Genomic DNA, 12,839 nt, shown 5'->3' on the forward strand with positions numbered 1-12,839 from the left:
AAAATGGTTGGGGGCGAAAAGATTGGGGCGAGAAGTGATCGGGCAGCAGATTGCCGGCAGCATAGAGCGGCGCAGCGGCGTCTCGCTGTGGCGGCAGATCGCCGATCAGATCCTGCATTCGATCGCCGTCGGCGACTTTGCCGAGAATACCGCGCTGCCACCGGAAGTCGCACTGGCCGAGCGCTATGGTGTCAACCGCCATACGGTGCGCAGCGCCATCGCAGCACTGGTGCAGGATGGCGTGCTCAGGGCCGAGCAAGGCCGCGGCACTTTCGTTCTGTCGCGCAAGCGCCTGTCCTATCCGATCGGCGCCCGCACGCGTTTTTCGGAGGGCTTGCAAGGGCAAGCGTCCGAGCGCCGCAGCGTGCTGCTCGAATCGGCGGTCGAGCCGGCCAGCCGGCGCGTCGCAGAAGGCTTAGGTCTTGCCAAGGGTGCCAGCGTCATCCGCCTCGAAACGCGCGGCGAAGCCGACGGGCAGTCGGTCTCGCGCGCCACCGGCTGGTTCGATGCGAAACGCTTCGCAGGTATCGAGACCGCTATCGCGGAAACTGGGTCGGTGACCGCCTCGCTCCAGCGTTTCGGGATCAGTGACTATCTCAGGCAATCGACGGTGCTGTCGGCCCGCCACGCGGATGCCGCCGATCTCGCCGATCTCGATCTGCAGCCCGGGGCCATCGTGCTGGTCACGGTCGCCGTCAACGTCACGCTGGACGGCCAGCCGATCCAGTTCGCCGAAACGCGGTTTCCGGCTGAGCGGGTCGAGCTTAAACTGTCGGCGCTTTAAGGTGCGTTGATATTCAGGTGAGGCCGGCCTGCAAATGGCGGTTTGCTGCGCTTCCGGTACTCACGTACCCAAACGTACGCTCCGTTCCGGTTCTCGGAACCCGCCTGTTTGGTCGCTGCGCGCCCGTCTTCGACTCCGACTCGGCCTGACCTGAATCTCAACGCACCTTGGTGCATCTTTGCAGCCAAGTGGAATTAAAACAAACCGGATGCCCTGTTTTGACGCATCCCGCTTTAGGGCTGCCGGTTTCATCCGACCTGGATGACCGCCTTGATCAGGCCGGATTTCTCATGCGCCCAGCGGGCGAGGTCGCGCGGCGTCTCGCCAAGCGTCGTGCGATGGGTGACGAGCTTTGCCAGCGGCACAGCACCATCGCGGATCGAAGCGGCGACATGGTCGAAGTCGGCGCGCAGCGCATTACGGCTGCCGATCAGCGTCATTTCGCGCTTGTGGAATTCGGGATCGGAAAAGACGATGTCGTCCTTGACGACGCTGACCAGGACGAGCGTCCCGCCATGCGCAACATGGGCGAAGGCCGACTGGACGGACTGGGTGTTGCCGGTGGCATCGAAAACCACGTCAAAGCCTTCGTCGCCGGTCGCCTCCCGCACTAGGTCGGTTGCTGCCGCCCGCGAACCGTCAAGGGTCGCGAAGCCGAGTTCGCTTGCGGCGAAATCCAGCCTCTCGGCGCTCATGTCGAGCAGCGTCACGTCGAGACCAGCGATGCGGGCAAACAGCGCCGTGCCGAGGCCGATCGGCCCAGCGCCGATGACCAGCGTGCGCGCGCCTGGCTGCGCCAGCGAGCGCCGCACTGCATGCGCTCCGATCGCCAGGAATTCGACGGCGGCGGCATCCGCCAGCGACAGGCCGTTGGCCGGATAGAGATTTTGCGCCGGCACCAGGATGCGTTCACACATGGCGCCGTCGCGATGCACGCCGAGCACCTCGATCCTGACGCAGCAATTCGGTTTGCCTTGCCGGCAGGCGATGCATTTGCCGCAAGCGAGATACGGGTTGATGACCACCGGCTCGCCGATTTCAAGATCAACGCCTTCGCCGGCCTCGATCACGGTGCCGGAAACCTCATGGCCCATGATGCGGGGATAGGCGAGGAACGGATGCTTGCCCTCGAAGATATGATAGTCGGTGCCGCAGATGCCGACATGACTGACCGCGACCAGCGCCCAGCCGGAGGGCGGAGTGCCTGGCGCCGGGCGGTCTTCCAGAACAAGCTCACCGGGCGAACGGCAGACGACGGCTTTCATGCTTTGATCCAGTCGGTTCATGGTACCGCCGGCCCGGTTAGCGCTGGGCCGGCGGTTGTTACGATAATCTACTTGCCGCGGCGGCGCAGGCCGTCGAAATAGACGATGACGATGATCAGCACGCCGGTAATGATGCGCTGCCAGAAGGCGTTGACGTTCAAGAGATTGGCGCCGTTGTTGATGGTGGCGAGGATGAAGGCGCCGAGCAGCGGTCCGTGCACCGAGCCGACGGCGCCGAACAGCGAAGTGCCGCCGATCACCGACGAGGCGATCGCCTGCAACTCCCAGCCCTCGGCCTGTGTCGGATTGCCGATGCCGATGCGCGACGCGAGCAGCACGCCGACAAAAGCCGCGCACAGGCCAGACAGCGTATAGGCCATGTAGATGGTGCGCTGGACGTTGACACCGGACAGACGCGAGGCCTCCGCGTTGGAGCCGACCGAGAACAGATACCGGCCCCAGCGGCTATGATGCAGGAAGATGTAGGCGGGGATGCCGACCAGGATCACCATCCAGAACAGATTGGGGATGCCGAGGAAGGAACTGCGCGAAAACAGCTGAAAGGCATCGTTGTTGATCGAGATCGAGTTGCCGTTGGTCATCAACAGGCCAATGCCGCGCAGGGATGTCAGCGTCGCCAGCGTGATGATGAAGGGCGGCAGGCCCATCCTGACGATGCCGAAGCCATGGAACATGCCGATGGCGACGCCGACCAGCAAGGTGATCAGGATGGCGAGGAAGAGCGGCACGCCGGCATTGATCAGCATCGCCACGATGACGGTGGCGAAGCCGACGACGGCGCCGACGGAGAGGTCGATGCCGCCGGTGATGATGACGAAGGTCTGGCCGACCGCCAGGATGGCGATCATCGAGCCCTGCCGCAGCAGGTTCGAGATATTGTTGGCGGAGGCGAAGCTCGGCGTCGCCACCGCCAGGATGATCCACAAAAGAACCAGCAGCGCCAGCAGTGTCAGCCCGAACAGCGCGTTGTAGTTGCGTTTCGGCCTTTCGGCCGGGATCGCCTCGGTGCTCATATCTGTCCTCCCGGTTTTTCTTGTTTCTCGGCGAGCGCCTGAGTGAGAATGTCCTCATGATTGGCGGTGCGGAAGCCATGCGTGGCCACCAGCTTGCCGCGCCGGAATACATGCAGCGTGTCGGCCAGTTCATAGACCTCGGGCAGATAGGACGAGATCAGGATGATGCCGGCGCCCTTGGACAACAGTTCGCCGAACAGGCGGTAGATCTCCGCCTTGGTGCCGACATCGACGCCAACGGTCGGCTCGTCGAAGATGAACAGCTTGGCGCCGTGCGCCAGCCACCTGCCGATGACGATCTTCTGCTGGTTGCCGCCGGACAGGCTGGAGGCGAGCGCGTTGCGCGTCGGCGTCTTGATCCTGAGATTGGCGATCTGGCGATCCGCCTCGGTCTTCTCCTGTGCGCTGGAGATCAGCAGATTGCTGGAGATGCGCTTGTAGATCGGCAGATTGAGATTGAGGCCGACCGGCAAATTGAGGCAGAGGCCCTGGTCGCGGCGGCTTTCCGGCGCCAGCGCCATGCCGAGCCTGATAGCGTCATGCTCGGAGTTGACCTGAACCTCCTTGCCCTCCCAGAGGATATGGCCGGCCGACTTGCGATGACGGCCGTAGAGCGTGGTGACGAACTCGCTGCGCCCGGCGCCGATCAGGCCGTAGAGCCCGACGATTTCGCCGGCACGGACTGTCATTGAGACATTTTCGAAGCCCTTGCCGGAGAGATTTCTGGCTTCGAGGAGCGTCGCGCCCGGGGTGAAATGCTCCTTGTGGTAGACTTGCTCGATCGAGCGGTTGATCATCATCTTGACCAGCTCGGCGTCGTTGGTCTCGGCGATGTTCCTGGTGCCGACAAGGGTGCCGTCGCGCAGCACGGAGACGCGGTCGGCGAGCTCGAACACCTCTTCCATGCGGTGGCTGATGTAGATGATGGTGACGCCTTCGCCCTTCAGCCGGCGAATCAGCGTGAACAGCTGATCGGCTTCTTTCCGGGTGAGATAGGCAGTCGGTTCGTCGAAGATCAGGAACTTGGTGCCGCGCACGGTGGCGCGGGCGGCGGCGATCAGCTGCTGCTGGCCTATGGTCAGGTCACCCAGCACGACATGCGCCGGCAAATCGAAGCCGAGATCATCGATGATCTTCTGCGCTTCCCTGACCATGGCCCGCTGCTGCAGGATGCCGAAGCGGGAATCCTCCTCGCCGAGGAACATGTTGGCCGCGACAGTGAGATGGCGGCACAGAACGACCTCCTGATGCACGGCATTGATGCCGAGCGCCATCGCCTCATGCGGCGTCGCCAGCGCTGCCGGCTTGCCTTCCCAGATGACGTCGCCGGCAGTGCGCGGCATGACGCCAGTCAGCAGCTTGATCAGGGTGGATTTGCCGGCGCCGTTCTCGCCGACGATGGCGTGGATTTCGCTGGCCTTGAAGGCGAGGTTCACCGGCTTCAGCGCGTGCGTGCCGGGATATCGCTTCTCCAGTCCCTTGAGTTCGAGGATCGTCCTGCCCGGTTCCAGCGTTGGGGCCGGATGCAGTTCCTGCGCCGTCGACGTCATGACAATCCTCCCAGATTGGCCTCACGAGTGGCACGAGTGTAGGTCGTTTCCGGGGCAACGAGGCCCCGGAAACGGTGCGCCAAATGCCGGTGCTCAGTCGAGCTTCGGATTGAGCAGCGCGTCGATCTTCGGTTCTTTCATATTGGCCTTGGTGACAAGGTTGGCGCCGGTGTCGACATTGGCCTCGACCTTCTCGCCCTTCGAGGCGGCGAGCGCCGTCTTGATGCCGTCATAGCCCATCCTGTACGGATCCTGGACGACGAGAGCCGAAATGACGCCGTCGTTGAGGAACTTGATCAGCTTCTCGTCGCTGTCGAAGCCGACGAGTCCGACCTTGCCGGCCAGGCTGTTCTCGGCGATCGCCTGACCGACGCCCTGCGCCATGATCAGGTTGGAGGCGAAGATGCCCTTGAGGTTCGGATTGGCGGTGATCAGGTCGGTCGCGATGTTGAGGCCGGTTGTGGCCTGGCCGTCGGCATATTTGTCGGCGACGAGCTTGAGGCCCGGATATTTGGCGGCAAGCTGCTCCTTGAAGCCCTGGGCGCGCTGTTCGAGCGACCCGGCACCCGGAAGTGCGGTGATCAGGGCGACGTCGCCCTCGACTTTGCCGCCATTGGCCTCGCCGATGGCTGCCGCCAGGCCGTCGGCGGCGACGCGGCCGCCCTGGATGTTGTCGGTGGTCAGGAACGAGGTGAAGGCCTTGGAATCGGCGCCGGAGTCGATGCCGATGATCTTGACCTTGGTGGCTGCCTCATCGATCGGCTTGCCGAGCGCCTTGGCTTCGGTCGGTGCGATGACGACGGCAGCCGGGCTGCCGGCGACGGCGTTTTCAAGAATCGAGATCTGGCCGTTGACGTCGGTCTCCGCCTGGGCGCCGAGTTCCGGCACGTTGACGCCGAGGTCCTTGCCGGCCTTGCGGGCGCCGGCCAGGACGATCTGCCAGTAGAAAGAGGTGGTGTCCTTGACGATGATCGGAATGGTCACGTCCGCCGCCGAAGCCGGCGCCGAATGCATCACGCCGGCAAGCATCGAGGCGGCAGCGAGCGCCACGAATGCGCGGCGGTTGAGAATGCTGGTCACGAATTTCATTAGGTTTCCTCCCTAAATCGCCCGGTGAACGTTGCGGAAGCTCGGTTTGGATAGGCGTTGCCCAAACGGAACTTTATCAATAAAAAACATTTACCGCATTCTGATAGTGCATAGGCTGGACCGGCGCAAGCGGTGTTTCGTATCGGTCTCCATATGGCTGGACCGGAAGGGGAGCCTCCTCCTTGCCGATCCTCATTGCCAACCCTGCAGATCCTCTTCGAAAGGTATGGAATATTAATTCCAATAACCAGTCAAGATGGAATGTTCATTCTTTTTGGCATACGATCGTGACGGCTCCTGATCGTACCGTCCGCCGTTCGCCGGCGAACGGCGGAGGCCGCAGCGCATCAGCCGAGTTTCTGTACGACCGTGTAGGGATCATATTTGGTGAATTCTGTTTCGGGCACCTGGATGTCGAGCAGTTGGAGATTTCGCGCCAGATTGGCCGGTTTGGCGGTGCCCGTCAGCACAGAAGCTACCGCAGGCTCGTGCAGCGGGAACTGGAACGCCGCCGCGGCAAGCGGATAGCCGCCCTCGGCGGCGATTTTTTCCATGGCACCGACGCGGTCGAGAATGTTCTGGGTGGCTGGCCGGTAGTCGAAATGCGCACCCGGCACCGGGCCGGTCGCCAAGATGCCGGAATTGAAGACGCCACCGATGATCAGCGAGGTTTGCCGTTGTCGGCAAAGCGGCAGCAATTCGGCTTCGGCGGTGCGGTCGAGCAGCGAATAGCGGCTGGCAAGCAGGATGCAGTCGAGCGGCGCCTGGCGCAGCACATCGAGACTGATCTGCACCTCGTTGACGCCAAGGCCGTAGGCGGAAATGATCCTGGACGACTTCAGCTCCTCCAGCGCCTTCAGCCCGCCGTCCATCAACTGGCGGAAATGCAGCTTCGTTTTCTCGACGCCATGCGTGTAGACGCCGATGTCGTGGACGAACAGGATGTCGATTCGATTGAGGCCAAGCCGTGCATAGCTGAACTCGACCGAGCGCATGATGCCGTCGTAGGAATAGTCGTAGTCGAGCGCAAAGGGCAGCGGATCGATATAGGAGTGGTCCGGAATCTGGTCTTCCGGCACCGGCCGGAACAGGCGCCCAACCTTGGTCGACAGCACGTAGGAGTCCCGCGGCTTGTCGCGCAGAAAATCGCCGAAGCGGCGTTCCGAGAGGCCGAAACCGTAGAAGGGTGCCGTATCGAAATAGCGCAAGCCGGTATCCCAGGCGACCTGCAGCGTCTGCATCGCCGCCTCGCGCGGGCAAGTTCGGTAGAGGCCGCCGATCGCCGCGCCGCCGAAGCTGACCTCGGTTATTTCCAGCGCGGTGCTGCCGACGCGGCGTTTCTTCATGCAAAGCCTCCCACCGGCCATTTGCCTGGCCCGTCTATGTCTTAAATCAGTTGGTGGCTGGTCTAGAGGGTCGCGCCGAGATGCCAGGGCACGAACTCGTTGTCGCCATAGCCGAACGCCTCGCTCTTGGTCTTGCGGCCGGAAGCCGTCTCGACGATCAGCTCGAAGATCTCGCGGCCCATGCCGGCAATGGTCTTTTCGCCCGAGGCGATGACGCCGCAATTCACGTCCATGTCCTCTTCCATCTGATGATACATGGTCGAATTGGTGGCGACCTTGATCGACGGCGTCGGCCGGCAGCCGAAGCAGGAGCCGCGGCCGGTGGTGAAGACGATGACGTTGGCGCCGCCCGCAACCTGGCCGGTGGCTGAAACCGGGTCGTAGCCGGGCGTGTCCATGAACACCAGCCCATGGCCGGTAACCTTCTCGGCGTAGCCGAAGACGCCGTTGAGCGGCGTCTGGCCGCCCTTGGCGACCGCGCCAAGCGACTTCTCCAAAATGGTGGTCAGGCCGCCGCGCTTGTTGCCGGGCGAAGGATTGTTGTCGATGGAGGCGCCATGCTTGGCGACATGGTCTTCCCACCACTTCACATAGCCGTCCAGCTTGGCGGCGATCTCCGGGCTCGCCGCGCGATAGGCGAGCAGATGCTCGGCGCCGTAGATTTCCGTCGTTTCGGATAGGATGCCGATGCCGCCGACGCCGGCCAGGATGTCGACCGCGGCGCCCAGCGCCGGATTGGCGGTGATGCCGGACATGCCGTCAGAGCCGCCGCATTGCAGGCCGACGACGATCTCGCTGACCGGGATCGGCTCACGCTCAAGCTTGCCGACCTCCTCGGCGATCTCGGTCAGCACCAGCATCGCCTTCTCGACCGATTTGCGCGAGCCGCCGGCTTCCTGGATGTTGAAATGACGTTTCCCCGCGGCGACACCCTTCTGGCCATAGAGGGTGAGCTGGTTGACCTCGCAGCCGAGACCGACCATCAGCACGCCGCCGAAATTCGGATGGCGGGCATAGCCGGCAAGCGTGCGGTGCAGCACCATCATGCCGTCGCCGGTGGCGCTCATGCCGCAGCCCTGGCCGTGGACGATGGGAACAAAGCCGTCGATGCCGGGGTATCTGGGCAGAAGCGTGCGGTTCGCCTCGTCGGCGATGGCGTGGCAAACGGTGGCCGAGCAATTGACGCTGGCGAGAATGCCGACGAAGTTGCGCGTGCCGGCACGGCCGTCGGCGCGACGGTAGCCCATGAAGGTGCGGGCGCGGTCGGCCTCGGTCGCGTGCACGGCTTCGCTCGGCGGCACCACCGGCAAACGCCCGGACTCGAAGACCAGATTGTGCGAATGGACATGTTCACCGGGCGCGATGGCTTCAGTGGCACGGCCGATCGCCTGGGCGTATTTGACCACGGCCTCGCCAGCGGCAATCGGCTTGATCGCCACCTTGTGACCGGGTTCGATCAGGGCCGTGGAAACGGCGCCGCCCGGCAGCACCGTGCCGATCTCGATACGGCCATTGGCGACCGCGACATTGTCGGCGGGAGACAGAAGAATGCTGTTTGCGGCGTTCACGGGCAGTTTCCTGGGTGTTCCTGGGATGCGCTAGCGGATTGACACGCGCCTGTTAACAGTTAATGTCTTTTATCGTGAAAAAACAGTTTTGCGTCAATTGTTTTTTGCGAAAGCGTCGCGCGTAAATCCGGAAGCGCAGAGGACCAGCTAGTCCTGATGCTGGAAGGTGATTCCACTTTTTGAGGGCGTGCGCACTAGGAACTTTTATCATATCGCGCTTCAAGCTGGCCGCTGCAAGCGCCGGCGCGCAACGGGGCAGGGATGTCTAAGAGCAACAACGTCTACAAGGACGCCTACAATCGCGGTCTGCGGCTGCTCGACGAAACGAAGAGCCTGCCGTCGGAGCCCGAATTGGGTGTGCTGCTCGGCGTCAGCCGCACGACGATCCGCACTATCCTTGCGCGTATGGAAGAGACGGGGCTGATCGCCTGGAACAAGCGCAGCAAGACGGTTTTGCGCGTGCCGCAGCCGGACGACTTTTTCCCCGAGGAAGAGACCGACACGCTATCGCAGATCATCGAGCGCTCCTTCATGCGGCGGCTGCTTGCCGGCGGCGCTGAGCCCGGCATGCAGATCAACGAGCTCGAATTGGCGCGCGAGATCGGCGTCGGCACCACCAGCGTGCGCGAGTTCCTGATCCGCTTTTCCCGCTTCGGGCTTATTGAGAAGCGCCGCAACAGTCATTGGGTGCTGAAAGGTTTTACCCGCGCTTTCGCGCTGGAATTGACTGAAATCCGCGAGATGTTCGAATTGCGCTCGGCTGCCGCCTTTGCTGCCCTGCCGCAAGACAGTCCGGTCTGGGCCGACCTCGACCTCCTGGAAGACGAGCATCGCCTGCTGGCGCGCCAGATTGCCATGCGCTTCAATGAGTTCTCGGAGCTCGACGAGCGCTTTCACCGGCTCATCCACCGTGCGTCGCACAATCGCTTCATCGTCGATTTCTACGATGTCATCGCCATGATCTTCCACTACCACTACCAGTGGAACAAGGCGCAGGAGCGCGAGCGCAATGAAGTGGCGGTCACGGAGCACCTGGCCTATATCGCCGCGCTCAAATCGCGCGATCTCGGCAAGGTCGACGCCGCCTGCCGCAAGCATCTGAAGTCGGCACGGCATACGCTGCTGACATCGATCCCCGAAGGCCAGCAGCCGCAACAGGCTTAAAGCGCGGGTCTAAACATGGGACGGCTTTAAGTTCTTGTTCTTATTCATGTCGTTCTCCCAAAACCGCTGCGCACCTTCGGGTCAAGCCCGAGCGCGTGCTTTTGGGCGACATGCATTGATCGCGCCGCGTTGCCGCAGCAATGATTTGGCGATTTTCCACCTGCTGAGCCCGTGCTAGATATCTGGCCGTTGCTGCGTGAAGAGGCAGGTCTTTGAATATCCGGCGGAGACGATGGAGCATGCCGGCCGCGTTCGCTGCGGCCTATTTGCTCGTGCTCCAGTCGGCGCTTGGCGCATTCGCCTTCGACTTAAGCCCGAACGCTTCGCGACTCGACGCCTTCGGCAACGTCATCTGCACTCAGGAGGGCGCCGCCCAGCTTCCAGGCGGCGATCCACACCAGCAGCACATGCCGGCTTGCTGTGTGCTTGGCTGCGGCATGGCCTCGGCTGCTTACGTGCCGCCCCCCGCTGCCGGCACGGTGGCCGGCAATCTTTCCGTCGAAACCGTCGCTTTTGTGCTGCCGGCGTTCCGGCACCTCGATTTCACCCGCGACCGCTCGCCGTCGAATCCGCGCGCACCGCCGGCGACGGCCTGATCGTTCCAGATCGCCTTGCGGAAGCCTTCGCGAGGGCATTCATTCAACATCGAAACTGTTCGCGACCGGCCAACGGCGCGATCTCTTAGTTCTTGGAGCTATCATGTCTCACTTTTTCCGCGCGCGGTTCGGCCGCAACCGCCCGTTCCTGCGCCACTTCGAGGAGCGTCTCGGCATCACCGTGTTCGTCCTCGCCCTCCTGTTCGTCAGCGCCCAGGCCGTTTTCGCGCATGAGTTTAAGGTTGGCGACCTCGAGATCGGGCATCCCTGGTCGCGCGCCACGCCGCCCGGCGCCAAAGTCGCCGGCGGCTATTTCACCGTCACCAACACCGGCAGTTCGCCTGACCGGCTGCTGTCGATCTCCTCTGAAATTTCGGCCAAGGCCGAACTGCATCAAATGGGTGTGAGCGATGGCGTCATGACCATGCGGCCGGTCACCGGCGGCCTTGAAATTCCGGCCGGCGGCAAGGTGGCACTGGCACCCGGCGGCTATCATCTGATGTTCGTCGGGCTGAAACGGCAACCGAAGCAAGGCGAGACGTTTCCAGCCACGCTGACCTTCGAGAGGGCCGGCGCTGTCATCGTCGACTTCGCTGTGGAAGGCATGGGCGAGACAGGCGGCATGGACAATCACGCCAACTGACCCGGCCAGATCCGGACAATTCGAAATTTGAGGGACCATCATGAACAGGTATCTTTTGTCGGCCGGCGCGTTTTTCGTCTTGGGGATAAGCTCGGCCTTTGCGCACATCACGCTCGAAACGCAGGAGGCGCCTGTCGGTTCGACCTACAAGGCGATCCTGCGCGTGCCGCATGGCTGCGAGGGCAAGGCGACGACCGCCGTGCGCGTGCAAATCCCGGAAGGGGTGATTTCGGTAAAGCCGATGCCGAAGGCCGGCTGGACGCTGCAGGTCAAGAAGGGCAAGTACGAGAAATCCTACCAGCTTTATGGTGAGACGGTAACGTCAGGCGCTAGGGAAGTCGACTGGAGCGGCGGCAACCTGCCGGACGAATTCTACGACGAATTCGTCTTCCGCGGCACACTGGCGGCGGACCTGCCTGCCGGCCAAACGCTCTACTTCCCGGTGGTGCAGGAATGCGACGGCGCTGCCGAACGCTGGATCGAGATTCCGGCAGCTGGCCAGGATGAGGATGCGCTGGAATATCCCGCGCCTGGCCTCAAGCTTTCGCCGAAGAAGTGATCCTTGCGCGGCGCGCTCTATCCGAAAGAGCGCGCCGCTGTTTTTGTGGCGGTGACATGAGCGCGGCATCCATCCTGCAAACGGTCTACACAACCGGCCGGCTTGCTATCGGCCTGCTGGCTGCAATTGTGCTGCTTGCCGCCATTGCCGCGCCAAGTCAGGCCTTCGCCCACGCAGCGCTGATCACAACCGACCCGGCGGACGGCGCCGTGCTGGCGCAGAGCCCCGCGCAGTTCTCGCTGAGCTTCAGCGAGCCGGTCTCCCCGCTGACGCTGACCTTGGTGCAGTCCGACGGGACACCGGTTCCGCTGACGTCCTATCGGCTCAACGGCCAGACGGTCAGGATCGACAATCCGCAAACGCTTGGATCCGGCACGCATGTGCTGAGCTGGCGGGTGATTTCCGCCGATGGCCATCCGGTCGGCGGCTCGGTGCTGTTTTCCATCGGCACGCCGAGCGCTGCGCCAGCCGTCTCCGAAGCTGTCGATCGGGGTCTGACGACGGCGATCTGGATCGGCAAGATACTTCTCTATGTCGGCCTCTTTCTCGGCGTCGGCGGTGCCTTTGCCATCGCTTGGCTGGCGAAGGGCGGGCGTTCCGGCCAGCGCTTCGTCATCGCCGCAATCCTGTGCGGCCTTGTCGCTGCGCCCTTGTCGCTCGGCTTGCAGGGACTGGACGCGCTCGGTGCACCGCTCGCCCGGCTGGCGCAGGCGGGTGTCTGGCAGGCCGGGCTCGGCACCAGCTTCGGCTGGACGGTGCTGGTCGCCCTGGTAGCGCTCGGGTTTGGCCTGCTGTCGCTGGTCGGGCCGCGCGGCCGTGCAAAACCGTTTGCCCTTGCCGGCGTGGCCGGCGTCGGTGCCGCCCTCGCCGCCAGCGGGCACGCAAGTGCTGCCGAACCGCAATGGCTGACAAGGCCGATGGTGTTTCTGCACGGAGCCGGCATCGCCTTCTGGGCCGGGGCGCTGACGCCGCTCGGTCTCGCCATGAGGCGGAAACCGGTTGATGCCGCAGCTTTCCTGCGCCGGTTTTCCCAAGCCATCCTGCCTGTCGTGGCCATGCTCGCAGCGACCGGCATCGTGCTCGCCATCATCCAGGTGCAGGCGCCCGCAGCTTTGCTCGATACCGCCTATGGCCGGCTGCTGCTGGTCAAGCTGGCGTTGCTGTTCTTCCTATTCACGCTGGCTGCGACCAACCGCTGGAAGCTGACCGCTCCGGCCGAAGCGGGAGAAACGGAAGTACAG

At 63.3% G+C, this 12,839-nt stretch carries 12 protein-coding genes; 6 read left to right on the forward strand and 6 right to left on the reverse strand.

Annotated features, from left to right (window positions below):
• The first annotated feature begins 34 nt into the window (after positions 1 to 34).
• Positions 35 to 784: a phosphonate metabolism transcriptional regulator PhnF gene (gene phnF / locus E5W87_RS18245; RefSeq protein WP_292400366.1), complete on the forward strand. Its 750-nt coding sequence runs from the start codon at positions 35 to 37 to the stop codon at positions 782 to 784.
• 248 nt (positions 785 to 1,032) lie between these two features.
• Here the strand turns inward: phnF and E5W87_RS18250 are convergent, their stop codons facing one another.
• From E5W87_RS18250 to E5W87_RS18275, 6 genes are all read right to left on the reverse strand, one after another.
• A complete protein-coding gene (locus tag E5W87_RS18250; RefSeq protein ID WP_292400304.1) occupies positions 1,033 to 2,049 on the reverse strand; it encodes a zinc-binding alcohol dehydrogenase family protein in 1,017 nt (338 codons plus the stop codon).
• 68 nt (positions 2,050 to 2,117) lie between these two features.
• A complete protein-coding gene (locus tag E5W87_RS18255) occupies positions 2,118 to 3,083 on the reverse strand; it encodes an ABC transporter permease (RefSeq protein WP_292400307.1) in 966 nt (321 codons plus the stop codon).
• On the reverse strand, positions 3,080 to 4,633 hold the full coding sequence (locus E5W87_RS18260; protein ID WP_292400309.1) for a sugar ABC transporter ATP-binding protein: 1,554 nt from the start codon (positions 4,631 to 4,633) through the stop codon (positions 3,080 to 3,082). Before E5W87_RS18260 ends, E5W87_RS18255 begins: the two co-directional genes overlap by 4 nt.
• Before the next feature lie 93 nt (positions 4,634 to 4,726).
• Positions 4,727 to 5,722, reverse strand: coding sequence for an ABC transporter substrate-binding protein (locus E5W87_RS18265; protein ID WP_292400312.1), 996 nt, complete (start codon positions 5,720 to 5,722; stop codon positions 4,727 to 4,729).
• 347 nt (positions 5,723 to 6,069) lie between these two features.
• Entirely contained in the window at positions 6,070 to 7,068 is a 999-nt protein-coding gene (locus tag E5W87_RS18270; RefSeq protein ID WP_292400316.1) for an aldo/keto reductase, read from the reverse strand.
• Between the two features lie 62 nt (positions 7,069 to 7,130).
• The gene (locus E5W87_RS18275) at positions 7,131 to 8,636 is read right to left on the reverse strand and encodes a UxaA family hydrolase (protein WP_292400319.1); all 1,506 of its coding nucleotides are present in this window, start codon (positions 8,634 to 8,636) and stop codon (positions 7,131 to 7,133) included.
• A 261-nt stretch (positions 8,637 to 8,897) separates the two neighbouring features.
• Between E5W87_RS18275 and E5W87_RS18280 the strand changes: the two genes are divergently transcribed.
• The 5 genes from E5W87_RS18280 to E5W87_RS18300 all read left to right on the forward strand — a co-directional run.
• A complete protein-coding gene (locus E5W87_RS18280) occupies positions 8,898 to 9,800 on the forward strand; it encodes a GntR family transcriptional regulator (protein WP_292400322.1) in 903 nt (300 codons plus the stop codon).
• Positions 9,801 to 10,039: 239 nt separating this feature from the next.
• Complete coding sequence (locus tag E5W87_RS18285) at positions 10,040 to 10,396, forward strand: DUF2946 family protein (RefSeq protein ID WP_292400325.1); 357 nt, start codon at positions 10,040 to 10,042, stop codon at positions 10,394 to 10,396.
• Between the two features lie 103 nt (positions 10,397 to 10,499).
• On the forward strand, positions 10,500 to 11,039 hold the full coding sequence (locus tag E5W87_RS18290; protein ID WP_292400329.1) for a copper chaperone PCu(A)C: 540 nt from the start codon (positions 10,500 to 10,502) through the stop codon (positions 11,037 to 11,039).
• Between the two features lie 40 nt (positions 11,040 to 11,079).
• Entirely contained in the window at positions 11,080 to 11,598 is a 519-nt protein-coding gene (locus E5W87_RS18295; protein WP_292400333.1) for a YcnI family protein, read from the forward strand.
• A gap of 56 nt (positions 11,599 to 11,654) precedes the next feature.
• The coding region (locus tag E5W87_RS18300) for a copper resistance CopC/CopD family protein (protein WP_292400336.1) at positions 11,655 to 12,839 on the forward strand (1,185 nt) is incomplete at its 3' end.

The organism is Mesorhizobium sp. (genome assembly GCF_004962925.1).
Taxonomy (GTDB): Bacteria; Pseudomonadota; Alphaproteobacteria; order Rhizobiales; family Rhizobiaceae; genus Mesorhizobium.